The organism is Pseudomonas monsensis, assembly GCF_014268495.2.
GTDB lineage: Bacteria > Pseudomonadota > Gammaproteobacteria > Pseudomonadales > Pseudomonadaceae > Aquipseudomonas > Aquipseudomonas monsensis.
The window spans coordinates 1,437,829-1,462,132 of sequence record NZ_CP077087.1; the positions used below are offsets into that span (position 1 = coordinate 1,437,829).

General features: G+C 60.4%; 25 protein-coding genes. 16 read left to right on the forward strand and 9 right to left on the reverse strand.

The features are described 5' to 3' along the window. Positions 1–17: 17 nt before the first annotated feature. The 5 genes from HV782_RS06100 to HV782_RS06120 form a co-directional block, all read right to left on the reverse strand. Positions 18–1,040, reverse strand: coding sequence for an SIS domain-containing protein (locus HV782_RS06100; RefSeq protein ID WP_186745025.1), 1,023 nt, complete (start codon positions 1,038–1,040; stop codon positions 18–20). Then, positions 1,021–2,127, reverse strand: a complete 1,107-nt coding sequence (gene nagA, locus HV782_RS06105) for an N-acetylglucosamine-6-phosphate deacetylase (RefSeq protein WP_123464922.1) — start codon at positions 2,125–2,127, stop codon at positions 1,021–1,023. Before nagA ends, HV782_RS06100 begins: the two co-directional genes overlap by 20 nt. A 56-nt stretch (positions 2,128–2,183) precedes the next feature. Continuing rightward, a complete protein-coding gene (locus HV782_RS06110) occupies positions 2,184–2,915 on the reverse strand; it encodes a GntR family transcriptional regulator (RefSeq protein ID WP_128615566.1) in 732 nt (243 codons plus the stop codon). Between the two features lie 283 nt (positions 2,916–3,198). Then, entirely contained in the window at positions 3,199–3,714 is a 516-nt protein-coding gene (locus tag HV782_RS06115; protein WP_123464926.1) for a L,D-transpeptidase family protein, read from the reverse strand. 47 nt (positions 3,715–3,761) lie between these two features. Then, a complete protein-coding gene (locus HV782_RS06120) occupies positions 3,762–4,313 on the reverse strand; it encodes an NUDIX hydrolase (RefSeq protein ID WP_123464928.1) in 552 nt (183 codons plus the stop codon). A gap of 147 nt (positions 4,314–4,460) precedes the next feature. On the opposite strand from HV782_RS06120, the gene HV782_RS06125 reads away from it, so the two are divergent. The 5 genes from HV782_RS06125 to purT all read left to right on the forward strand — a co-directional run bounded on the left by HV782_RS06125 (position 4,461) and on the right by purT (position 7,817). Continuing rightward, on the forward strand, positions 4,461–5,060 hold the full coding sequence (locus HV782_RS06125) for a CoA pyrophosphatase (RefSeq protein ID WP_186745027.1): 600 nt from the start codon (positions 4,461–4,463) through the stop codon (positions 5,058–5,060). A 50-nt stretch (positions 5,061–5,110) separates the two neighbouring features. Further along, complete coding sequence (locus tag HV782_RS06130; RefSeq protein ID WP_186745029.1) at positions 5,111–5,635, forward strand: gamma carbonic anhydrase family protein; 525 nt, start codon at positions 5,111–5,113, stop codon at positions 5,633–5,635. Continuing rightward, complete coding sequence (locus tag HV782_RS06135) at positions 5,632–5,841, forward strand: DUF1289 domain-containing protein (protein ID WP_186745031.1); 210 nt, start codon at positions 5,632–5,634, stop codon at positions 5,839–5,841. The genes HV782_RS06130 and HV782_RS06135 overlap by 4 nt, the downstream gene beginning before the upstream one ends. Positions 5,842–6,067: 226 nt before the next feature. Next, positions 6,068–6,535, forward strand: a complete 468-nt coding sequence (locus HV782_RS06140; protein WP_128615564.1) for a VUT family protein — start codon at positions 6,068–6,070, stop codon at positions 6,533–6,535. Positions 6,536–6,635: 100 nt separating this feature from the next. After that, positions 6,636–7,817 carry a formate-dependent phosphoribosylglycinamide formyltransferase gene (purT, locus tag HV782_RS06145; RefSeq protein ID WP_016986367.1) on the forward strand — a complete coding sequence of 394 codons (1,182 nt, stop codon included), beginning with the start codon at positions 6,636–6,638 and terminating at the stop codon, positions 7,815–7,817. A 114-nt stretch (positions 7,818–7,931) separates the two neighbouring features. Here purT and HV782_RS06150 read toward each other — a convergent pair whose 3' ends face one another. From HV782_RS06150 to HV782_RS06160, 3 genes are all read right to left on the reverse strand, one after another. Next, positions 7,932–9,248 carry an MFS transporter gene (locus tag HV782_RS06150; RefSeq protein ID WP_128615563.1) on the reverse strand — a complete coding sequence of 439 codons (1,317 nt, stop codon included), beginning with the start codon at positions 9,246–9,248 and terminating at the stop codon, positions 7,932–7,934. Positions 9,249–9,539: 291 nt separating this feature from the next. Continuing rightward, entirely contained in the window at positions 9,540–10,772 is a 1,233-nt protein-coding gene (locus tag HV782_RS06155) for a transporter associated domain-containing protein (RefSeq protein WP_186745041.1), read from the reverse strand. 12 nt (positions 10,773–10,784) lie between these two features. Then, positions 10,785–11,597: a cytochrome C assembly family protein gene (locus tag HV782_RS06160; RefSeq protein ID WP_123464945.1), complete on the reverse strand. Its 813-nt coding sequence runs from the start codon at positions 11,595–11,597 to the stop codon at positions 10,785–10,787. Between the two features lie 210 nt (positions 11,598–11,807). Here HV782_RS06160 and ffh point away from each other — a divergent pair, with 210 nt between their 5' ends. The 6 genes from ffh (at position 11,808) to HV782_RS06190 (ending at position 15,945) form a co-directional block, all read left to right on the forward strand. Further along, entirely contained in the window at positions 11,808–13,184 is a 1,377-nt protein-coding gene (gene ffh, locus HV782_RS06165; RefSeq protein WP_123464947.1) for a signal recognition particle protein, read from the forward strand. Between the two features lie 311 nt (positions 13,185–13,495). Beyond that, the gene (gene rpsP, locus HV782_RS06170; protein ID WP_003198088.1) at positions 13,496–13,747 is read left to right on the forward strand and encodes a 30S ribosomal protein S16; all 252 of its coding nucleotides are present in this window, start codon (positions 13,496–13,498) and stop codon (positions 13,745–13,747) included. A gap of 5 nt (positions 13,748–13,752) precedes the next feature. Next, complete coding sequence (gene rimM / locus HV782_RS06175; RefSeq protein WP_085688896.1) at positions 13,753–14,289, forward strand: ribosome maturation factor RimM; 537 nt, start codon at positions 13,753–13,755, stop codon at positions 14,287–14,289. 2 nt (positions 14,290–14,291) lie between these two features. Beyond that, the gene (gene trmD / locus HV782_RS06180; RefSeq protein WP_090281920.1) at positions 14,292–15,044 is read left to right on the forward strand and encodes a tRNA (guanosine(37)-N1)-methyltransferase TrmD; all 753 of its coding nucleotides are present in this window, start codon (positions 14,292–14,294) and stop codon (positions 15,042–15,044) included. 45 nt (positions 15,045–15,089) lie between these two features. Further along, complete coding sequence (rplS, locus tag HV782_RS06185; RefSeq protein WP_003175895.1) at positions 15,090–15,440, forward strand: 50S ribosomal protein L19; 351 nt, start codon at positions 15,090–15,092, stop codon at positions 15,438–15,440. A 91-nt stretch (positions 15,441–15,531) separates the two neighbouring features. Beyond that, positions 15,532–15,945, forward strand: coding sequence for an acyl-CoA thioesterase (locus tag HV782_RS06190; RefSeq protein WP_041063151.1), 414 nt, complete (start codon positions 15,532–15,534; stop codon positions 15,943–15,945). Positions 15,946–16,063: 118 nt separating this feature from the next. Here the strand turns inward: HV782_RS06190 and HV782_RS06195 are convergent, their stop codons facing one another. Continuing rightward, positions 16,064–17,872 (reverse strand): cation:proton antiporter, encoded by a 1,809-nt coding sequence (locus tag HV782_RS06195; protein ID WP_186745043.1) that lies wholly within the window; start codon positions 17,870–17,872, stop codon positions 16,064–16,066. A gap of 108 nt (positions 17,873–17,980) precedes the next feature. Between HV782_RS06195 and xerD the strand changes: the two genes are divergently transcribed. The 5 genes from xerD (at position 17,981) to HV782_RS06220 (ending at position 24,276) form a co-directional block, all read left to right on the forward strand. Beyond that, entirely contained in the window at positions 17,981–18,877 is an 897-nt protein-coding gene (gene xerD, locus HV782_RS06200) for a site-specific tyrosine recombinase XerD (RefSeq protein WP_128615256.1), read from the forward strand. A gap of 218 nt (positions 18,878–19,095) precedes the next feature. Next, entirely contained in the window at positions 19,096–19,827 is a 732-nt protein-coding gene (gene dsbC, locus HV782_RS06205; RefSeq protein ID WP_064120585.1) for a bifunctional protein-disulfide isomerase/oxidoreductase DsbC, read from the forward strand. 131 nt (positions 19,828–19,958) lie between these two features. Further along, positions 19,959–21,263: a homoserine dehydrogenase gene (locus HV782_RS06210; protein ID WP_123464955.1), complete on the forward strand. Its 1,305-nt coding sequence runs from the start codon at positions 19,959–19,961 to the stop codon at positions 21,261–21,263. A 109-nt stretch (positions 21,264–21,372) separates the two neighbouring features. After that, entirely contained in the window at positions 21,373–22,782 is a 1,410-nt protein-coding gene (thrC, locus tag HV782_RS06215) for a threonine synthase (RefSeq protein WP_123464957.1), read from the forward strand. 120 nt (positions 22,783–22,902) lie between these two features. Beyond that, positions 22,903–24,276: a transporter substrate-binding domain-containing protein gene (locus tag HV782_RS06220; protein ID WP_186745045.1), complete on the forward strand. Its 1,374-nt coding sequence runs from the start codon at positions 22,903–22,905 to the stop codon at positions 24,274–24,276. Positions 24,277–24,304 lie beyond the last annotated feature (28 nt).

Genomic DNA, 24,304 nt, shown 5'->3' on the forward strand with positions numbered 1-24,304 from the left:
TGTGCAGTCATTCGGACTTAGTGCGTGCGGGTCACTTTGCTCAGATGGCGCGGCTGATCCGGGTCCATGCCGCGGGCCACGGCGAGGCCGGCGGCCATCACGTAGAAACTCTGGATCGCCAGAATCGGATCGAGGGCCGGGTGTTCGGCGCGGCTCAGGGTCAGGTCGCGATCGAGGACGTCGTCCGGCGCGGCGAGCAATACACGTGCACCGCGCTGGCGCATTTCCGCCGCCAGACTGATCAGACCGGCCTGCTCGGCACCGCGCGGAGCGAAGACCAGCAGCGGGTAGTGTTCGTCGATCAGCGCCATCGGACCGTGACGGACTTCGGCGCTGCTGAACGCTTCGGCCTGAATCGCCGAGGTTTCCTTGAATTTCAGCGCCGCTTCCTGAGCAATGGCAAAACCGGCGCCACGGCCGATGACCATCAAACGCTCGCAATCGCGCAGCGCTTCGATGGCCATGCTCCAGTCCTGTTTCGCCGCTTCGCGCAGGCCTTCAGGCAGGGCGTTGCCGGCCTCGAGCAATTCGTTGTCCTCTTTCCAGTGCGCGATCAAACGAGCGCTGGCGCTGAGGGTGGCGATAAAACTTTTGGTCGCGGCGACGCTGCTTTCAGTCCCGGCGAGCAGTGGCACGCTGAATTCACAGGCCGCTTCCAGTGGCGAATCGGCGGCGTTGACCATCGACACGCTTAACGCGCCACGCTTGCGCAACAGACGCAAGCTGTTGACCAGATCCGGGCTCTGCCCCGACTGGGAAAAGGCGAACGCGACCTGACCGCTGACCTTCAACGGCGCCTGCTGCATGGTCACCACCGACATCGGCAACGACGCCACCGGGACGCCAAGTTGCTGCATGGTCAGGTAGGCGAAGTAGCTCGCCGCGTGGTCGGAGCTGCCGCGCGCGACAGTCATTGCCACTTGCGGCGGCTGACGGCGCAGGCGCCCGGCAATTTCGATCATTTGCGGGTCGAGCTGTTGCAGTTGGGCTTGCACGGCCTCGAACGAGGACAGCGCCTCCTCAAGCATTTTTGAAGTCAATGTCTTCTCCTTCGACCATGACGGCGGTCAGTGTGAGTGAGCGATCCAGCCGCACGCAGTCGGCCCAGGCGCCTGGTTCGAGGCGCCCGCGTTCAGTGATGCCGAGATAGTCGGCGGGAAATTGCGACAGGCGTTGCGAGGCCTCGGCGATCGGCAAACCGATCTTCACCAGGTTGCGCAGCGCTTGATCCATGGTCAGGGTGCTGCCGGCCAGCGTGCCGTCGGGCAGGCGCACGCCGCCCAGGCATTTGGTCACGGTGTGGCTGCCGAGCTTGTATTCACCGTCGGGCATGCCGGCGGCAGCGGTCGAATCGGTGACGCAGTACAGGCACGGGATCGAACGCAAGGCCACGCGGATCGCACCGGGGTGAACGTGCAGCAAGTCCGGGATCAGCTCGGCGAATTTGGCGTGGGCCAATGCGGCGCCGACGATCCCCGGCTCGCGGTGATGCAGCGGGCTCATGGCGTTATACAAATGGGTGAAACTGGTCGCGCCGGCATCGAGGGCGGCGACGCCTTCTTCGTAGCTGCCGAGGGTGTGGCCGATCTGCATGCGGATGCCGCGGCTGCTCAGTTCACGAATCAATCCGTCGTGGCCGGCGATTTCCGGGGCGATGGTGATCACCCGGATTGGCGCCAGCGCCAGGTATTCCTCGACTTCGGCCATCAATGCGGTGTGGGCGAAGTTCGGTTGCGCGCCGAGTTTTCCCGGATTGATGTACGGGCCTTCGAGGTGTACGCCGAGGACGCGGGCGGCACCTTTCGGACGTTGTTCGCAGAATGTTCCGACATCCTTGAGGACGCTGGAGATCTCCGCGCTCGGCGCAGTCATGGTGGTGGCCAGCAGCGAAGTGGTGCCGAAGCGCACATGGGTGCGGGTGATGGTTTCGAAGGCGCTGGCACCTTCCATGATGTCTTTGCCGCCACCGCCGTGAACGTGCAGGTCGATAAAACCCGGCAACAGATAGGGCAGGTCATTGTCGGCCGGATCGCAGGGCACGCCTTCGATCGACACGACTTTGCCGTGTTCGTGGATCAGCCGGCCGCGAACCCAGCCGTGAGCGGTGAGGATGTTGTCTTCGGACATTTCGGTTCTCGCTTTGGGCCGCTCTCAGCGGCGCAGCTCTTGATCTACGAAGCTTTTTATCGACGAAGCTCTGCAACAAAGTCGTAGTAGTCGTTGCGGCAATAGGTGTCGGTGACTTCGATCGGCGTGTTGTCTTCGAGGTAGCCGACCCGGGTCATCAACAACATGGCGGTGCCGGGTGCGATACCGACCAATGCGGCGAACTCGTCCGAGGCGTTGATCGCCTGGATGTGCTGCAGGGCGCGGACGATCGGTTTGCCAATGCCGTCGAGGTATTCGTAGAGCGAATCGCCGACCAATTGCGGCTTGGGCATGATCGAGGCGGGCAGGGTGCTCATTTCGATGGCCATCACGGTGTCGTCGGCCTTGCGCAGGCGTTTCATGCGCGCCACTTTGTCGTTCGGCGACAGGCTCAGGCGGATCAGTTCTTCGTGGGTCGGCAGGGTGATTTCGCGCTCCAGCCACTGCGAGCTGGGTACAAACCCCTTGAGGCGGAGCATTTCGCTGAAGCCCGAAAGGCGCGACAGCGGCTGTTCGAGGCGCGGCGTGATGAAGGTGCCGGAACCTTGCAGGCGGCGGATCAGACCTTGATCGAGCAGCACTTCCAGCGCCTTGCGGGCGGTGACCCGGGAGATACCGAGCTGCTCGCTGAGGTTGCGCTCTGACGGCATCGCCTGTTCGGCCTTCCACTGCCCGGCATGGATCGCTGCTTCCAGATTGCGCGCCAGCTGCAGGTACAGCGGCGTCGGCTGGGAGTCATTCGGGCGTAGGGCCTGGAGGTCATTCATGCAGGTCATTTCCGGTGCGAGTATTGGATTGTTGTGGCTCGCTTGTGGGGCGGAAATTAATACCACTTGAATACCATGTCAACGCACGGAATTGACCTGTGGCCCAATGAAATGGCGGGTTATGCCTGGGTTGTCTTGAAGTGGTATTAGAGGTGGCGTGCAAAAAGCAAAAGATCGCAGTCTGCGGCAGCGCCTACAGTGGGAAGTGGTATCAACCCTGTACGCGCTGCCGCAGGCTGCGATCTTTTGATTTATTTTTTTGTGGGTGACCAGCGGTTGCTGGTTACGGGCGAATCTCGATCATCGTACCGTCCGGCACCAGGCCCCAGACTTCGCGCATGTCCATGTTGCGCATGGCGATGCAGCCGTCGGTCCAGTCCAGGGTGTGGAACAGGTCTTCGGGGGTTTCTTCCGAATCCGGGGTGCCGTGGATCATGATCATCCCGCCAGGCTCGACACCTTCACGCCGGGCGCGCGCCGAATCGCTGATGTTCGGGTAGGAGATGTGCATCGCCAGGTTGAATTTTTCGCTGACCTTGCGCCAGTCGATCCAATAGAAACCTTCCGGGGTGCGTTTGTCGCCTTCAATCAGCTTCGGACCCTTCTTCGCGCCCTTGCCCAGGGAAATGCGATAGGTCTTGATCGGCTTGCCGTCGGCAATCAGTTGCAGTTGATGCGCCGATTTGAGCACCAGGATTTTTTCGATCATCGGGCTATTCGACGGCGTCACGGTGGTCACGAAAGACGCTTGGGAGACTGAGACGAACGACAGGCAAAACAGAGCAAACAACCAGCGCATTGAAACAATTCCCCAGGGAGTGACGCAGATATTTTATTAATAGAAGCTCAGGTGATCGCAGGCTGAGTCAGCGGCGGTATCGATTCGGAACGAACCGGGTAGGTTTCGGCGCGCCGATCAGCGAAGAAGCATTCTAAGGTACGCCCCACCGTGCGGAAAGCCAGCTCGTCCCAGGGGATGTCGGCTTCGTCGAATAGTTGCACTTCGAGGCTCTCGGGGCCGGCGGCGAAGTCCATATCCACCAGTTCGGCGCGAAAGAACACATGCACCTGGCTGATGTGTGGCACGTCGATCAGGGTGTAGATACTCAAGTTGCGTACCCGGGCGCAGGCTTCCTCGGCGGTTTCGCGGATGGCGGCCTGCTCGATGGTCTCGCCGTTCTCCATGAAGCCGGCCGGCAGGGTCCAGTAACCGAGGCGCGGCTCGATGGCGCGGCGGCAGAGCAGCACTTTCGTGCCCCAGGTCGGTACGCACCCGGCGACGATATTGGGGTTCTGGTAGTGAATGGTCTGACAGCTGTCACAGACAAATCGCAGCCGCGAATCGCCTTCGGGAATGCGCTGGGTGACCGGGTTACCGCACTGGCTGCAAAATTTCATACTCGGGTTCCTGAATGCTGCGCCTATCTTGGCGTGCAGCGAGGCCGGTCGGCAAGTTGTCGTTTCGCGACATGGCGAGATTCGGGGGCTTGGGCACGCGCATTGATTGGTGCATGATGCAGGGTAAGGCACAGATCGAGAACACTCATGCTGGATGAGCTACTGCATAGGGTAAGTAACCACACACCGCGCACGCTGGAGACCGATAAACGTTTCCCCGAGGCCGCCGTGCTGGTGCCGATCACCCGCAGTGACGAGCCGGAACTGGTCCTGACCCTGCGGGCCAGCGGGCTGTCGACCCACGGCGGCGAAGTCGCCTTCCCCGGTGGACGCCGCGATCCGGAGGACCCGGACCTGATCTTTACCGCCCTGCGTGAAGCCGAAGAAGAAATCGGCTTGCCCCCCGGACTGGTCCAAGTCATTGGCCCCCTGAGCCCGCTGATCTCCTTGCATGGCATCAAGGTCACGCCCTATGTCGGCGTAATTCCCGACTATGTCGAGTACCTGGCCAACGACGCCGAGATTGCTGCCGTTTTCACTGTCCCCCTCGAGTTCTTCCGCAAAGATCCCCGCGAGCACACCCATCGCATCGACTACCAGGGGCGCAGCTGGTACGTGCCGAGCTATCGGTTTGGCGAGTACAAGATCTGGGGGCTGACGGCGATCATGATCGTCGAGTTGATCAACCTGCTCTATGACGCCAGGATCAGCCTGCATCAACCGCCCAAAACATTTTTGAATACGTGAAACACCCCTGAAGCCATCGCTCGAATGGCCCGGCCCTGAGGAAAAACACGATGAAATACCGCCTGGGCGACGCCCGTGTCGACACCCATCCACAGAGCTGGGTCGCGCCCAATGCCGTGCTGGTGGGCAAGGTCAGACTGGAAGAGGGCGCCAACGTCTGGTTCAACGCCGTGCTGCGCGGTGATAACGAACTGATCCTGATCGGCAAGAACAGTAACGTTCAGGACGGCACGGTGATGCACACCGACATGGGCTTTCCGCTGACCATCGGCACCGGCGTGACCATCGGTCATAACGCCATGCTGCATGGCTGCACCGTTGGCGATTACAGCCTGATCGGCATTAACGCGGTGATTCTCAACGGCGCAAAGATCGGCAAGAACTGCATCATCGGCGCCAATTCGCTGATTGGCGAAGGCAAGGAAATCCCTGATGGTTCGCTGGTGATGGGCTCGCCGGGCAAGGTGGTGCGTGAGCTGACTGAGCCGCAGAAGAAGATGCTCGAAGCCAGCGCCGCACACTATGTGCACAATGCACAGCGTTACGCGCGTGATCTGGTTGAGCAAGAAGAATGAACACACCCGAAAGACCCGTCGCTTCGCCATGCGTGAATATTTGTGCGCTGGATGAGGATGACATTTGTACTGGCTGCCAGCGTACGGTCGCGGAGATCACTCGCTGGGGGCGCATGACCAATGACGAGCGCCGCGTGGTGCTGGGGTTGTGTCATGAGCGGGCGAAGGCGAGTGGGTTGGTGTGGATGATCCCTTCGAAATCGTGATCGGCTTGTGGTTGCCCTCACCCTAACCCTCTCCCAGGGGGAGAGGGACTGACCGAGGTGTCTTTCGCTATACGCCGACCTGAGCTATTGAGTCGAACTCAGGTTTGAAAAGCCCCCGATCTGCTCCCTTTCCCCCTCGCCCCCTCGGGGAGAGGGCTGGGGTGAGGGGGTAGCTCTTGATTTGCCGGTCAAGTAACCTGTGCGCCAATCTGACAGGTCGCCCCCCATGATTTTCCTCATCGCCTACATCAGCAGCGTCGTGCTGATCAATTTCGCCTTCTCCACCGCGCCGCACCTGGACATCATCTGGTCGGCCTGGGGTGGCCTGGTGTTCGTGTTGCGCGACATGGTGCAGGCCCGTTTCGGCCACGGCGCCCTCGTGGCGATGCTGGCGGCGCTGGTGCTGTCTTACGTGACGTCCGATCCATCCATTGCCTTGGCCAGCGCCACCGCGTTCGCGGTGTCCGAAATCATCGACTGGCTGGTGTTCAGCATCACCAAACGCCCGCTGCGCGACCGCTTGTGGATCAGCTCGGCGTTGAGCATTCCCCTTGATACTTTCATCTTCTTCGGCATGATCGACCTGATGACTCCGCCGGTGATCATCACCGCGCTGGCCTCGAAGTTCGCCGGTGTCACCGCCGTTTGGCTGATCATGGCCTGGCGCGAGCGCAAACAGGCTGTCGCCAGCTGAAGCCAAACCCTCGGGTTCATGTAAAATGCCGCGCTTTCTCCCCATGGAAAGCGCGTCTGGCGTTGCTTTCCTCGATGATCCGCTTCTTTGAGGACCTGAGATGACCCGTATCGGAACTCCATTGTCGCCGACCGCGACCCGCGTATTGCTGTGTGGCTGTGGTGAGTTGGGCAAGGAAGTGGTGATCGAGCTGCAACGCCTGGGCGTTGAAGTGATTGCCGTCGACCGTTACGCCAACGCGCCGGCCATGCAGGTTGCCCACCGCAGCCACGTGATCAACATGCTCGACGGTGCTGCCCTGCGTGCGGTGATCGAGGCCGAGAAGCCGCACTTCATCGTGCCGGAAATCGAAGCCATCGCCACCGCCACCCTGGTCGAACTGGAAGCCGAAGGCTTCACCGTGATCCCGACCGCCCGTGCCGCGCAACTGACCATGAACCGCGAAGGTATCCGTCGTCTGGCCGCTGAAGAGCTGGACCTGCCGACCTCGCCGTACCACTTTGCCGACACCTTCGAGGATTACAGCAAAGCCGTTGAGGACCTGGGCTTCCCGTGCGTGGTCAAGCCAGTGATGAGTTCTTCGGGCAAAGGCCAGAGCCTGCTGCGCAGCGTCGATGATGTGCAGAAAGCCTGGGATTACGCGCAAGAAGGCGGCCGGGCCGGCAAGGGCCGGGTGATCATTGAAGGCTTCATCGATTTCGACTACGAAATCACCCTGCTGACCGTGCGCCACATTGGTGGCACCACGTTCTGTGCACCTGTCGGTCACCGTCAGGAGAAGGGCGACTATCAGGAGTCCTGGCAGCCGCAGGCGATGAGCCCGATTGCCCTGGCCGAGTCCGAGCGCGTTGCCAAAGCGGTCACCGAAGCACTGGGTGGTCGTGGTCTGTTCGGCGTCGAGTTGTTCATCAAGGGCGATCAGGTGTGGTTCAGCGAAGTTTCGCCGCGCCCGCATGACACCGGTCTGGTGACCCTGATTTCCCAGGACCTGTCGCAGTTTGCGCTGCACGCACGCGCCATTCTCGGCCTGCCGGTGCCGCTGATCCGTCAGTTCGGCCCTTCGGCTTCGGCGGTGATTCTGGTGGAAGGGCAGTCGACCCAGACTGCCTTCGCCAACCTCGGCGCCGCGCTGAGCGAGCCGGATACGGCGCTGCGTCTGTTCGGCAAGCCAGAGGTCAATGGTCAGCGTCGCATGGGCGTGGCCTTGGCGCGGGATGAGTCGATCGAGGCTGCGCGAGCCAAGGCGACCCGCGCTGCTCAGGCTGTTGTGGTAGAGCTGTAAACCGAGGCGTGTCTATCGCGGGCATGCCCGCTCCCACAGGTTTTTTGGTTGTGCACAAAATGTGCGATCAACTGAGAACCCTGTGGGAGCGGGCTTGCCCGCGATAGCGATCTGTCAGGCAACCTGATTCAGATCGTTGCCACGCGTCTCCTTCAGGCACAGCACCGCTATCAGGCTAAGCACTGCCGCCGCCGATACATACCCGCCGACATAACTCAAACCGCCCATCGCCACCAGTTTCTGCGCGAAGAACGGTGCCGCCGAGGCACCGACGATTCCGCCCAGGTTGTAAGCGGCCGATGCGCCGGTATAACGCACGTGAGTCGGAAACAGCTCGGGCAACAGCGCCCCCATTGGCGCAAACGTCACGCCCATCAAGAACAACTCGATGCACAGGAACAGCGCCACCCCCCAGGTCGAGCCCTGAGTCAGCAGCGGCTCCATCAGGAAGCCAGAAAGAATCGCCAGCACGCCACCAATGATCAGCACCGGTTTGCGCCCGTAACGGTCGCTGGCCCAGGCGGACAGCGGCGTTGCTGCGGCCATGAACAGCACGGCAAAGCACAGCAATCCTAGGAACGTCTCGCGGCTGTAGCCAAGGGTGGACACGCCGTAGCTCAGGGAAAATACGGTCGAGATGTAAAACAGCGCGTAGCACACCACCATGGCCGCCGCACCGAGCAGGGTCGGCGCCCAATACTGGCTGAACAGCTCGACCAGCGGCACTTTCACCCGTTCCTGACGGGCAATGGCGTTGGCGAACACCGGGGTTTCGTGGAGCTTGAGGCGCACGTACAGGCCGACCATCACCAGCGCCGCACTGAGCAGAAACGGAATCCGCCAGCCCCAACTGCGGAATTGCTCATCGCTGAGGGTCATGGCCAGTGTCAGAAACAAGCCGTTGGCGGCGAGGAAACCAATCGACGGGCCGAGCTGCGGGAACATGCCGAACCACGCCCGTTTGCCTTTCGGTGCGTTTTCCGTCGCCAGCAGCGCCGCCCCACCCCATTCGCCGCCCAGGCCCAGGCCCTGACCGAAACGCAGCACGCACAGCAGAATCGGCGCCCAGGCCCCGATGCTGGCGTAGCCCGGCAGCACGCCGATCAGCGTCGTACAGACACCCATCAGCAGCAAAGAAGCGACCAGCGTCGATTTGCGTCCGATACGGTCACCGAAATGGCCGAACAGCGCTGAGCCGAGAGGGCGGGCGAGGAAGGCGATGCCGAACGTGAGAAACGCCGAGAGCATCTGCGCGGTGCCGGACGTCTGTGGAAAGAACACCGGCCCGATCACCAGCGCGGCAGCGGTGGCGTAAACGTAGAAGTCATAGAACTCGATGGCCGTGCCGATAAAACTCGCCGTGGCCACGCGTGTGGCAGAGTTGGTCGGTTGGGCAGGCGCGGTGGCGCTGTAAGCGGTGCTGGTTGTCATGCGGTGATCCCTGACAGTCATGAGCTCCATTGGAGCGAATTATTATGGTCGAGCACCCAGGGATGTGGGATGAGGCGCGGTCGCTGTTTCAGGTAGGAACAGTCGCCGGAATGCAGAGGAAATGGCCGAAACCTTTCGGGTGCGGGGTAAGCACGAGGTTTGGCGGTGCTTGGGTAAGCGACTTGATTATAGGAAGCGGGCTAACGATCAAACAAGAGGGATAAAAAATCACCGCAATCTGCAGTCCAGTGATTCTGTGGCGAGGTCGCAAGCTCCCTCGCCATAAAAGCTTTAAATCTTGGCCGGCACCAGGCTCGTATGCCAGATCAACACCTTGCTCACCCGGTTCTCTTCGGTCTCGAGAATCTCCAGGCGATAACGTCCGATCTTCAAGCAAACCGCGCTCTCGGGAATCGTCTCCAACGCCTCGGTCACCAGACCATTCAGCGTCTTCGGTCCATCGCTCGGCAAATGCCAGCCCAGGCATTTGTTCAGCTCACGGATTGACGCGGTGCCGTCGATCACCATCCGCCCATCCGCCTGCGGATGAATGTGCGGGTTGTCGAGGCTGTGCTCGCTTTCGAATTCGCCGACGATCTCTTCGAGAATGTCTTCCAGAGTGACGATGCCCAGCACTTCACCGTACTCATCCACCACCATGCCCAGGCGCCGCTGCTGCTTGTGGAAGTTCAATAATTGCAGTTGCAGTGGCGTGCTTTCCGGCACGAAGTACGGCTCATAACTGGCGGCCAGCAGCGCTTCGCGGGTCAGGCTGCCATCGTTGAGCAAATGGCGGATCTGCCGGGTATTGAGCACCGCTTCGACCTGATTGATGTCGCTGTGGAACACCGGCAGGCGCGTGCGCTTGTTATGCCGCAGTTGTTCGATGATTTCTTCGATCGAGTCGTCGAGGTTGATGCCGTCGACGTCACTGCGTGGCACCAGAATGTCGTTGACCGTGATGTTGTCCAGCGCATGAATACCCGCAACCGGGTGTGCCCGGACCGGGTGTTCCGGATCATCATAACGGTCGGCCGGCGCTTCATCTTCACTCTGTTGCACCACCTGGGCCTTGCGCACAAACGGCGTCATCAACAGGCCGCTGAGGCGGCTGAACAGCCAGGCGAACGGATAAACGATCTTCAGCGGAACGCCCAGCAGGGTATTGCCGAAGGCGAGCACGGCATCGGGGTAGCGTTGGGCAACCGTACGCGGGAAGTAATCAGCAAACACCAGCAGGATGGCACCGGCACCGAGGCACGCCGCCCAAGGGCCGTTTTCTTCACAGAGAAAAATTGCCAGCAACGTGGCAATGACCATCGCGAGGGCGCGGCACAGGGTGTTGCAGAGGATCAGGCTGTCGAGCGGGAAGCTCAGCTTCGCCAGTGGCTTATCGCTGGCACGCGAGGCGGCGCGTTGCGCGAGCAGGTGTTGCTGCGCGATTTCGACGGCGGTAAACAGCCCCGACCACAAAACCAGCAGGACAAATACCGCAAGCATCGGCCCTATGGGCAAACCGTCCATTTATGCCGCCCGTCAGATGTGCAGGATGTATTCACGAACCAGTTTGCTGCCGAAGTACGCCAACATCAGCAGGCAGAAACCGGCGAGCGTCCAGCGAATCGCCTTGTGGCCACGCCAGCCGAGACGGTTGCGGCCCCACAACAGCACGCTGAACACCACCCAGGCCAGGCACGCCAGCAGGGTCTTGTGCACCAGATGCTGGGCGAACAGGTTCTCGACGAACAGCCAGCCGGAAATCAGCGACAGCGACAGCAGCGTCCAGCCAGCCCAGAGGAAGCCGAACAGCAGGCTTTCCATGGTTTGCAGCGGCGGGAAATTCTTGATCAGCCCGGACGGGTGCTTGTGCTTGAGCTGGTGATCTTGCACCAGCAGCAACAAAGCCTGAAACACCGCGATGGTGAACATGCCGTAGGCGAGGATCGACAACAGAATGTGCGCGAGGATGCCCGGCTCTTCATCAATGATCTGCACGGTGCCGGCCGGCGCGAACTGCGCCAGCAGCACGGTCACCGCGCCCAGCGGGAACAGCAGCACCAGCAGGTTTTCCACCGGTATGCGCGAGCAGGCGAGCAGGGTCAGGGCAATCACCGCTGCGGCAATCAGGCTGGAGGCACTGAAGAAATCCAGGCCCAGGCCGATCGGGGTCAGCAGGTGCGTGAGCAGGCTGGCGCTATGGGCGACCACGGCGAGTACGCCGAGGCTAACGAGCAGGCGCTTGTTCGCCTTGGCGCCGGTGGCCAGACGGGTGCTCTGATAAAGGGTCGCAGCGGCATATAGAAGGGCGGCGGCGAGGGTGGTCAGTAAACTGGGTGACAAGGGGAGCATAAATCCTGTTAGGCAAGCCCGAAAGGCGCTGAGTTTGGCATAGAACCGCCATGGCACGAAAGACTCAGGAAGCTGACAGCGAGGTGTCCGCCGGCCGCAGTCTTCGCTATAATCCGCGACCTGCCCACGCCGCAGGCTCGCCGAGCACAAGTTGAATCCGGTCTGGGCCGCCATTATCCCGGTCTACACAGGGCCTGAAAGGATCGCGCAATGTTTGAAAACTTAACCGACCGTCTCTCGCAGACGCTGCGCCATGTCACCGGCAAGGCGAAGCTGACCGAGGACAACATCAAAGACACCCTGCGCGAAGTGCGCATGGCGTTGCTCGAAGCCGACGTCGCCCTGCCGGTGGTCAAGGACTTCGTCAATTCGGTCAAGGAGCGCGCTGTCGGCACCGAGGTGTCGCGCAGCCTGACGCCGGGTCAGGCGTTCGTGAAAATCGTCCAGGCCGAACTCGAAAGCCTGATGGGCGCGGCCAACGAAGACTTGAACCTGAGCGCCGTTCCGCCAGCCGTTATTCTGATGGCCGGTCTGCAGGGTGCCGGTAAAACCACCACCGCCGGCAAACTCGCGCGTTTCCTCAAAGAGCGCAAGAAGAAGTCGGTGATGGTCGTGTCGGCGGACGTTTATCGTCCTGCGGCTATTAAACAGCTGGAAACCCTGGCCAACGACATCGGCGTGACGTTCTTCCCGTCCGATCTGAGCCAGAAGCCGGTCGACATCGCCAGCGCGGCTATTAAAGAAGCCAAACTGAAATTCATCGACGTGGTCATCGTCGACACCGCCGGTCGCCTGCACATCGACGAAGAGATGATGGGCGAGATCAAGGCGTTGCATGCCGCGATCAACCCGGTCGAAACCCTGTTCGTGGTCGACGCCATGACCGGTCAGGACGCCGCCAACACGGCGAAGGCCTTCGGTGATGCGCTGCCGCTGACCGGCGTGATCCTGACCAAGGTCGACGGCGACGCCCGTGGCGGTGCCGCCCTGTCGGTGCGCGCCATCACCGGCAAGCCGATCAAGTTCATCGGTATGGGCGAGAAGAGCGAAGCGCTCGATCCGTTCCACCCCGAGCGTATTGCTTCGCGGATTCTCGGCATGGGCGACGTGCTCAGCCTGATCGAGCAGGCTGAAGCGACGCTCGACAAGGACAAGGCCGACAAGCTGGCCAAGAAGCTGAAGAAGGGCAAGGGCTTCGACCTCGAAGACTTCCGCGATCAGCTGCAACAGATGAAGAACATGGGCGGTCTCGGCGGCCTCATGGACAAACTGCCGAGCATCGGCGGCGTCAACCTGTCGCAGATGGGCAATGCCCAGAATGCTGCAGAGAAGCAGTTCAAACAGATGGAAGCCATCATCAATTCCATGACCCCGGCCGAGCGCCGTGACCCTGAGCTGATCAGCGGTTCGCGCAAACGCCGGATCGCCATGGGTTCCGGCACCCAGGTGCAGGACATCGGCCGCTTGATCAAGCAGCACAAGCAGATGCAGAAGATGATGAAGAAATTTACCGCCAAAGGCGGTATGGCAAAAATGATGCGCGGCATGGGCGGTATGTTGCCCGGCGGCGGCATGCCAAAAATGTAAGGTGCCCCGTCTCACCCATTCTGCTCGCTTATGGCGAGTGAAATGGGTGAGGCGGGACACTAAGACTTCGCCGGTCGTCGCACCGGCGCAGACCCTGCAAGGACGCAGGATCAACAGCAAACCCGCACTCGGCGGGAGCTGACTGGCCGTTTTCATCGACGGCTCTCTATGCAAATCTGCACGGCATGCCATAGGCGCCGGAAAAAGTCATTTGCAAAAGTCCGGATATTCCTTAGAATATGCGGCCTTTCGGGCACCCATGCCCGCTGTGCATTTAGATTTGCAGCACCGACTACAGGAACGATGTTCACATGCTAACAATCCGTCTTGCCCTTGGCGGCTCCAAAAAGCGCCCGTTTTACCACCTGACCGTAACCGACTCGCGTAACCCGCGTGACGGCTCCCACAAAGAACAGGTTGGCTTCTTCAACCCTGTTGCCCGTGGTCAGGAAGTCCGTCTGTCCGTGAACCAAGAGCGCGTTGCCTACTGGCTGAGCGTTGGTGCACAACCTTCTGAGCGCGTTGCTCAGTTGTTGAAGGAATCTGCCAAGGCTGCGGCCTGAGCAATATGAACGCGACGCCTGCTGTTGCCGATGATTTGATCGTTATTGGCAAAATTTATTCTGTTCACGGCGTTCGCGGCGAAGTGAAGGTTTATTCCTTTACTGATCCGACTGAAAACCTGTTGCAGTACAAAACCTGGACGCTCAAGCGCGAAGGCAATGTCAAACAGGTCGAGCTGGTCAGTGGACGCGGGAGCGATAAGTTCCTGGTCGCAAAGCTCAAGGGTCTCGATGATCGTGAAGAAGCTCGTCTTCTGGCCGGTTATGAGATCTGCGTGCCGCGCAACCTGTTCGCTGAATTGACCGAAGGCGAGTACTACTGGTACCAGCTGGAAGGTCTGAAGGTCATCGACACCCTCGGGCAATTGCTGGGGAAAATCGATCATCTTCTGGAAACCGGCGCCAATGATGTAATGGTAGTCAAGCCTTGCGCTGGCAGCCTGGATGATCGTGAACGCCTGTTGCCCTATACGGAGCAATGCGTGTTGGCTGTCGACCTCGCAGCGGGCGAGATGAAGGTGGATTGGGATGCGGACTTCTAAACGTGGCTAATTTGCGCGTAGAAGTGATCAGTTTGTTTCCCGAGATGTTTTCCGCCATTGGCGACTACGGCATCACCAGTCGTGCGGTCAAACAGGGGCTCTTGCAGCTGACCTGTTGGAATCCGCGAGATTACACGACGGATCGGCATCACACTGTGGACGATCGCCCGTTTGGCGGTGGTCCGGGCATGGTGATGAAGATCAAGCCCCTGGAAGATGCTCTGGTTCAGGCCAAGGCAGCAGCCGGGGAGGCGGCGAAGGTGATTTACCTGTCCCCCCAAGGCCGTCAACTGACTCAGTCGGCGGTACGCGAGCTGGCACAATCGGATGCACTGATCCTGATTGCCGGCCGCTATGAAGGCATTGACGAGCGCTTTATTGAGGCTCATGTCGATGAAGAGTGGTCGATTGGCGACTATGTACTGTCTGGCGGCGAGCTGCCGGCCATGGTCCTGATCGATGCGGTTACACGACTGCTGCCTGGAGCTTTAGGGCATGCGGATTCCGCTGAGGAAGATTCCTTTACGGATGGTCTGCTGGATTGCCCGCACTACACCCGACCTGAGGTGTATGCGGATCAGCGTGTTCCCGACGTGTTGCTGAGTGGCAATCACGCGCATATCCGGCGTTGGCGTTTACAGCAGTCCCTTGGTAGGACCTATGAACGACGCGCCGATCTTCTGGAAAGCCGCTCGCTTTCTGGAGAAGAGAAGAAGCTGCTCGAGGAATACATCCGCGAGCGGGACGATAGTTAACAACGTATCGATGGTAGATCCGACGATTTACCTTAGGAGCACAGCATGACCAACAAAATCATCCTTGCACTCGAAGCAGAGCAGATGACCAAAGAAATCCCTACCTTTGCCCCGGGCGACACCATTGTCGTTCAGGTGAAAGTGAAGGAAGGCGATCGTTCCCGTCTGCAAGCGTTCGAAGGCGTTGTAATCGCCAAGCGTAACCGCGGCGTGAACAGTGCGTTCACCGTGCGTAAAATCTCCAACGGTGTTGGCGTAGAGCGTACTTTCCAGACCTACTCCCCGCAGATCGACAGCATGGCTGTTAAACGTCGCGGTGACGTACGTAAAGCCAAGCTGTACTACCTGCGCGACCTGTCGGGTAAAGCAGCTCGCATCAAGGAAAAACTGGCTTAAGTCCAGCTTCCGATGCAGAAAAAAGCAGCCTACGGGCTGCTTTTTTGTTGCCCGCAATTTATCCACAGCTTTTTTGTTTCAGGCCAGAACCATGACCACCCGTGACCAGGAAATCCAGCGCCGCACCGAACTCTCGGTAACCCGCGTGACCAAGGCTGTCTTCCCGCCGACCACCAACCACCACAACACCCTGTTCGGCGGCACGGCGCTCGCCTGGATGGATGAGGTGTCGTTCATCACCGCCACGCGCTTCTGCCGGTTGCCGCTGGTGACCGTGTCCACCGACCGCATCGACTTCAACCACGCGATCCCGGCCGGCTCCATCGTCGAGTTGGTAGGGCGGGTGATCAAAGTCGGCAATACCAGCCTCAAGGTCGAGGTGGAAGTGTTTGTCGAGAGCATGAGCTGTGATGGCCGCGAGAAGGCAATCCACGGACAGTTCAGCTTTGTCGCCATTGATGATGACAAGCGGCCGGTGCCAGTGCTGCCCGGGTTTGCTGCCTGATCCAGATTAGAGTCGAGCCGTTCGCGAGCAAGCTCGCTCCCACAGGGTTCGTGTCGAACATAAAAACTGTGAACGACACACTTCCTGTGGGAGCGAGCTTGCTCGCGAAGGCGTCAGGTCAGGCGCTGCTGGCCTCAGGCTGAATCAACGCCAGCAGCGTCCACCCGGATCCTGGTTTCAAAGCAGTCTCCGGCGTCACCACATGCACCCACCCGCTGTCATCGCGCATAAACAGCAAAGTCGCACGATTACCATGCAGCGCCCGGTAATCCTCCCAGCCAAAACCATCGGTCAACGTCGTGCTGTACAGCTCGGCCCCCTGGCCCATCTGGCTGGCCAGTTTCGCGTAGGTCAACGCCTCGCTGCCCAGTTGATTGCCACGATGTTCCAGACTCGCTCGGTGTTTGTCGCTGCGACGGCTTTCATGGCCGCTGGCCAGGCCAAACAGCCGCTGATGGCCGAAGTCGTGGCGAAAGCGCATCGCCGCCAGGGTGTTGAGTTCACCGGAGGGCGACAGCGCCAGCAGATGCCCCAGCCCGACCAGATCCAGATGTGCGTCGGCGTGCTGCGAGGCCGGATTGCCGAAGTAGGTCGGCAGACCTTCCATGCGCGCCGCACGAATGTTTTCCCAGCTCGAATCGGTCAGCAGCACGCGGCTACCCAGTTGCTGCAGTGATTTGCCCAGCGCCCGCGCCGGGCTGTTGGCGCCGACGATCAGGAAACCACTCGGCGCCGGTTCTGCCACCTTCAGCAGGCGGGCCAGTGGCCGAGCGGTGGCGCTCTGCAGAACCACGGTGCCGATGATCACCGCAAACGTCAGTGGTACCAGCAGCAGCGCACCCTCGTGCCCGGCTTCGTCCAGGCGAATCGCGAAAATTGCCGACACCGCCGCCGCCACGATCCCGCGCGGAGCGATCCAGCACAGCAAGGCGCGCTCGCGCCAGCTCAGGCTGGAGCCAGCGGTACTCAGCAGTACGTTCAGCGGGCGCGCGATCAGTTGAATCACCAGCAGCAGGATCAGCACCAAAGGGCCGAGGCCGATCAGTGCATTCAGATCCAGACGGGCCGCCAACAAGATGAACAGCCCGGAAATCAACAGCACACTGAGGTTTTCCTTGAAGTGCAGAATGTGCCGCACATCCACGCCCTTCATGTTGGCCAGCCACATGCCCATCAGCGTCACCGCCAGCAGGCCGGACTCGTGCATCACTTGGTTGGCTGCAATGAAAATCCCCAGCACTGCCGCCAGCGACGCGAGGTTATGCAGATACTCCGGCAGCCACTGGCGACGGATGATGGTGCCGAGCACCCAGCCACCGACAATCCCGAACACGCTGCCGCAGAGAATCACGCCGCCGAAAGTCAGCAGGCTCTGCTTGAGTCCCTGGCCCTCGCCGCTGGCAATGATGAAGCTGTAGACCACCACGGCGAGCAGGGCGCCGATCGGGTCGATGACGATACCTTCCCAGCGCAGAATGTTGGCGATCGACGCTTTGGGGCGCACCACCCGCAACATCGGCACGATCACCGTCGGGCCGGTCACCAGTGTCAGGCTGCCGAAAAGGATGGCGAGCAGCCAGTCGAAACCGAGTAGAAAATGCGTGGCGACGGCGATCACTGCCCAGGTGGCGAGGGCGCCGATGGTCACCAGACGATGCACGACGCTGCCGATCTCGCGCCATTCAGACAGATGCAGGGTCAGGCTGCCCTCGAACAGGATCAATGCCACCGCCAGTGACACCAGAGGCATCAGCAGCGGTCCGAACATTTCCTGCGGATCGAGCCAGCCGAGTACCGGTCCCGCGAGAATCCCGGTCAGCAACAGAAACAGAATCGCCGGCAGCTTCAGGCGCCACGCCAGCCACTGGCAGCCCAGCGCAGCAGCGCCAATCCCGCCGAATGCCAAGAGAATTTGCTGCTCGTTCATTGAAGCTCCCTGTTCCTTGAAATAGCGGGCTATGAAAGACTAGCGCCCATTCCTACAGTTCACTCTACATTTGCGCGCAATCCCCGAGGTTGCGTGTCTTGAGCGCCCATGCCTGCTATTGACCATCCGCTGATTGACCAATTCCTCGACGCTTTATGGCTGGAGAAGGGCCTGTCGGAAAACACCCGCGGCGCCTACCGCAGCGACCTGGCGCTGTTCAATGGCTGGCTGCAGGAGAAAAACCTCGAGCTGATCAACGCCGGTCGTGAATTGATCCTCGACCACTTGGCCTGGCGTCTGGAGCAGAACTACAAACCACGTTCCACCGCGAGATTTCTCTCCGGTGTGCGTGGCTTTTATCGCTATTTGCTGCGGGAAAAGCTGATCAGTGTCGATCCGACCTTGCGCGTCGACATGCCACAACTTGGCCGACCGCTGCCCAAATCCCTGTCCGAAGCCGACGTGGAAGCCTTGCTGAAGGCGCCGGATCTGAGCGAAGCCATCGGCCAGCGTGACCGCGCCATGCTTGAAGTGCTCTACGCCTGCGGGCTGCGGGTGACCGAACTGGTGAGCCTGACGCTGGAGCAGGTCAACCTGCGCCAGGGCGTGTTGCGGGTGATGGGCAAGGGCAGCAAGGAACGGCTGGTGCCGATGGGCGAGGAGGCGATCGTCTGGGTCGAGCGTTATATGCGCGATGGCCGTAGCGAGCTGCTCGGTGGCCGGCCCAGCGATGTGCTGTTTCCCAGCCAGCGCGGCGAACAGATGACCCGCCAGACCTTCTGGCATCGCATCAAGCATTGGGCCAAGGTCGCCGGGATTGGCAAGTCGCTGTCGCCGCACACCTTGCGTCACGCATTTGCCACGCACCTGCTCAATCACGGCGCGGATTTGCGCGTGGTGCAGATGTTGCTCGGGCACAGCGACCTTTCCACTACGCAGATCTACACTCACGTTGCCCGCGCCCGTTTGCAGGACCTGCACGCCAAACACCACCCGCGCGGCTGATGAAATCTCCAATGGTGGAGTGTGTACCTGTGGTGAGGGGATAAATCCCCTCGCCACAATAATGTGTGTCAGTTGGCCTTGAGTGTCTTGTGTCAGGCGCATTCGGCCACCGTGACCTTATGTGTTAGGCTTTGCCGGTTTGCACGATGGACGGTTATGACCCGGTGTTCCGGCACGGGCGTTCTGACCGCTTCATTTGTCCGCCTTCAGGAGTTCTCATGCGTCTGACCCAGATTTTCGCCGCCGCAGCCATTGCGTTGGTCAGCACCTTTGCCGTCGCCGATGACGCGGCCGACAAAGCCATTCGTCAAAGCCTGGAAAAACTCGAACTCGAGGTTCCGGTAGAAAGCATCAGCGCCAGCCCGTTGCCGGGCATGTATGAAGTCAAGCTCAAGGGCAGCCGCGTGCTATACGCCAGCGCCGATGGCCAGTACATCGTTCAGGGCTATCTGTTCCAGCTCAAGGACGGCAAACCAGTCAACCTGACCGAGAAGACCGAACGCCTGGGCATCTCCAAACTGGTCAACGCCATCCCGGTGGCCGAGACTGTGGTGTACCCGGCTGTGGGCGAGACCAAATCGCACATCACCGTGTTCACCGACACCACCTGCCCGTACTGCCACAAGCTGCACGCCGAAGTGCCCGAGCTGAACAAGCGCGGCATCGAAGTGCGTTATGTGGCCTTCCCGCGTCAGGGCCTCGGCTCACCGGGTGACGAGCAGTTGCAAGCCGTGTGGTGCTCGAAAGACAAGAAAGCCGCCATGGACAAAATGGTCGATGGCAAGGAAATCAAGGCCGCCAAGTGCGAGAACCCGGTTTCGAAGCAGTTCGCCCTCGGTCAGTCGATCGGCGTGAACGGCACACCGGCCATCGTTTTGGCCGACGGACAAGTCATTCCGGGCTACCAGCCGGCGCCACAAGTCGCCAAACTGGCCTTGGGCGCGAAGTAATTCGCATCGTCACGGTCAGCCGTTGACGATCATGGTCCGGCAGCAGCATCGCCGGGCCATCAATAGAGGGCCGCGAGCACGCGGTTGTTTTCCGGCCGACCCAGCGTCGGCCGTTTTATGGGGAGTTCACAGTGAATCCGGTCAAAGTAGGCATCTGTGGGTTAGGGACCGTCGGTGGCGGTACCTTCAACGTACTTCAGCGCAACGCCGAGGAAATTGCTCGTCGTGCCGGGCGTGGGATCGAAGTGGCACAAATTGCCATGCGCACGCCAAAGCCTCAGTTCCAGACGACCGGTATTGCGATTACCACCGATGTCTTCGAAGTGGCCACGAACCCTGAGATCGACATCGTCATAGAGCTGATGGGCGGCTACACCGTTGCCCGCGAGCTGGTACTCAAGGCCATCGAGAATGGCAAGCATGTGGTCACCGCGAACAAGGCTCTGATTGCCGTTCACGGTAATGAAATTTTCGCCAAGGCGCGCGAGAAAGGCGTGATCGTCGCGTTCGAAGCGGCGGTGGCCGGTGGCATTCCGGTGATCAAGGCGATCCGCGAAGGCCTGTCCGCCAACCGCATCAACTGGGTTGCCGGGATCATCAACGGCACCGGCAACTTCATCCTCACCGAAATGCGCGAGAAGGGCCGTACCTTCGAAGACGTGCTGGTCGAAGCGCAGGCGCTGGGTTATGCCGAAGCCGATCCGACCTTCGACGTCGAAGGCATCGACGCCGCGCACAAGCTGACGATTCTGGCGTCGATCGCGTTCGGTATTCCGCTGCAATTCGACAAGGCTTACACCGAAGGCATCACCAAACTGACCACCGCTGACGTGAACTACGCCGAAGCGCTGGGCTACCGCATCAAGCACCTCGGTGTGGCTCGCAGCACTGCGGCCGGTATCGAGCTGCGCGTACACCCGACGCTGATCCCGGCCGATCGTCTGATCGCCAACGTCAACGGTGTGATGAACGCGGTGATGGTCAACGGTGATGCCGCCGGCTCGACCCTGTTCTACGGCGCTGGCGCCGGCATGGAGCCAACCGCGTCGTCGGTGATCGCCGACCTGGTCGACGTGGTTCGCGCCATGACCTCCGACCCGGAAAACCGCGTGCCGCATCTGGCCTTCCAGCCGGACTCGCTGTCGGCCCATCCGATCCTGCCGATCGAAGCCTGCGAAAGCGCGTATTACCTGCGCATTCAGGCCAAGGACCATCCGGGCGTACTGGCTCAGGTGGCGAGCATCCTCTCGGAGCGCGGCATCAACATCGAGTCGATCATGCAGAAGGAAGTCGAAGAGCAAGACGGTCTGGTGCCGATGATCCTGCTGACCCACCGCGTGGTCGAGCAGCGTATCAACGATGCGATCGCCGCCCTCGAGGCGCTGGCCGGCGTGAATGGTCCGGTTGTACGGATCCGCGTCGAGCACCTGAACTAAACAGAAGCAGCTGCAAGCTTCGAGCTGCAAGTGGCAAGAGAAAAGCGGTCTGGCTTTTACTTGCAGCTTGTAGCTTGTAGCTTGAAGCTCAAACCGAAGGTTTGAAAACATGCGTTATATCAGTACCCGCGGCCAGGCACCGGCCCTGAATTTCGAAGACGTCCTGCTGGCCGGTCTGGCCACCGATGGCGGTCTGTACGTCCCGGAAAACCTGCCACGTTTCACCCAGGAAGAAATCGCTTCCTGGGCCGGCCTGCCGTATCACGAGCTGGCATTCCGCGTCATGCGCCCGTTTGTCACCGGCAGCATTCCTGACGCCGATTTCAAAAAGATTCTCGAAGAAACCTACGGCGTGTTCTCGCACAGCGCCGTCGCGCCGCTGCGTCAACTGAACGGCAACGAATGGGTGCTGGAGCTGTTCCACGGCCCGACCCTGGCGTTCAAGGACTTCGCCCTGCAACTGCTCGGCCGCCTGCTCGACTACGTGCTGGAAAAACGCGGCGAGCGCGTGGTGATTGTCGGCGCCACCTCCGGTGATACCGGTTCGGCTGCCATCGAAGGCTGCAAGCACTGCGAAAATGTCGACATCTTCATCCTGCACCCGCACAACCGCGTGTCCGAAGTGCAGCGTCGGCAGATGACGACGATTTTCGGTGAGAACATCCACAACATCGCCATCGAAGGCAACTTCGATGACTGCCAGGAAATGGTCAAGAACAGCTTCGCTGACCAGAGCTTCCTCAAAGGCACGCGTCTGGTGGCGGTGAACTCGATCAACTGGGCGCGGATCATGGCCCAGATCGTCTACTACTTCCACGCCGCCCTGCAGTTGGGCGGCCCGGCGCGTTCGGTGGCGTTCTCGGTGCCGACCGGTAACTTCGGCGACATCTTCGCCGGTTACCTGGCGCGCAACATGGGCCTGCCGATCAACCAGTTGATCGTCGCCACCAACCGCAATGACATCCTGCACCGCTTCATGAGCGGCAATCAGTACGTCAAGGAAACCCTGCACGCCACGCTGTCGCCGTCGATGGACATCATGGTCTCGTCGAACTTCGAGCGCCTGCTGTTCGACCTGCACGGTCGCAACGGTGCAGCGATCGCCGGGCTGATGGACTCGTTCAAGCAGGGTGGTGGTTTCAGCGTCGAGCAAGAGCGCTGGACTGAAGCCCGCAAGCTGTTCGACTCGCTCGCCGTGGATGACGCGCAGACCTGCGAAACCATCGCTGAAGTCTACGAGCAGTGCGGCGAAGTGCTGGACCCGCACACCGCGATCGGCGTCAAGGCCGCCCGCGAATGCCGCCGCAGCCTGGACATTCCGATGGTAATTCTGGGCACCGCTCACCCGGTGAAGTTCCCGGATGCGGTAGAGAAAGCCGGTGTAGGAAAAGCACTCGAACTGCCTGCACATCTTTCTGATTTGTTTGAGCGAAATGAACGCTGCACCGTTCTGCCAAACGAGCTGAAAGCCGTACAGGCCTTTGTCAGCCAGCATGGCAACCGCGGCAAGCCGCTTTAAGCCAGTAAAAGCTGTCACATTTTGAAGCCCGTCTCCTGACGGGCTTTTTTGTTTCTGCTGCCACACTGCTCGGGTTTTCACCCACGAAGGACGGGTGAGTCGATCACGAAGGAAGTGGCAATGCTGTTTTATAGAGGTTTGAAACCGGCACTGGGCTGGATGTTGTTGTTTGGATTACTGGGGTTGATGCGTTGCAGTCTGGCGGCGCAGCTGGCGCTGCACGAAGAGGTCGCGGCATTCAATGTTCAACCTGTGGAACTGGACGCCCGCGAGCGCCAATGGATTCACGAAAACCCTCGGGTAACGGTGGCATCGGTGCAATATCCGTTGTACCTGTTTCAGGATGAACACGGGCAATGGAGCGGTTTGAACAACGACGTGCTCAAACGCGTCAGTGCGATGACCGGGCTGCAGTTTGTGCATCAGGAGTCGTTCTCCACCGACCACCTGCTTGAGCGACTGGAGAGCGGGGCGGCGGACATCAGCACGACGTTGGCCATGAGTGACGAGCGCAAGGTGTTTCTGGATTTCAGCCATGCCTTCGGTGGCGCAGGCTGGGTGTTCGTTGGCCACATCGGCGCGCCGCGGGTGGAATCGTTCGAGCAGTTGGCCGGACGTGTCGTTGTGCTGCCGGCCCGGCATGCTCTGGAAGACCTGATTCGGCGCGATTTCCCGCTGATCACAGTGCGTTCGGTCAAGACGTACGCCGAAGCCCGCGCATTGGTCGAGAGCGGCGAAGCCTATGCCACCATCGAAAATGAAATCGGGGCGCAGCTCTATCCCTTGGGATTGCTCAGGGTGGGCGGGCTGCTGGAAGGCAAGTGGGAAGCTGATCATCTGGCGGTGCGCAAAGGCATGCCGGAGCTACTGAGTATTCTCAACAAGGCACTTGAGGCGTTTCCCGCGACCGAGTTACGGGCCATTCGCCTGAAATGGCTGGAGGGCGTTGCACCTGTCCCGGAGCAGTCGATCTGGCAGCGGATGATCGAATGGGGCTGCTGGGTGATGGGCGGGTGGAGTATTTTCGGTCTGTTGTCGCTGGTGTGGAACCGGCGCCTGACGGCGGTGATCAAGTTGCGCCGCGAGGCCGAGAAGGATCTGGGCGATCAACTGGCGTTTCAACACGCGCTGATCGACTCCATGCCTGACCCGATGTTCGTCCGCGATCTGCAAGGGCGTCTGATCATGTGCAACCGCAGCTATGAAGAAGCGCTTTCGGTTCGCCAGGATCAAGTGCAGGGCCGCTTGCTGTTCGAAGTCGATGCATTGCCCGAAGCGACGGCCTCAATGCTGCACGACGAGTTCATGGTGCAATTGCGCACGCGCAAGTCACGTTTCAGCAAACGGCAATTGCAATTCAAAAATGGCCCGCGTGAGGTCTATCAGTGGACTGTGCCGTTCTACAGTGCCGACGGCCAGTTGCGCGGTCTGTTGGGCGGCTGGACCGATATCACCCAGCGTAGGACGGAAAGCGGATGCCGATGTCCGCACTGAGGATTAGGAAATGTCCTATAGGACGCGA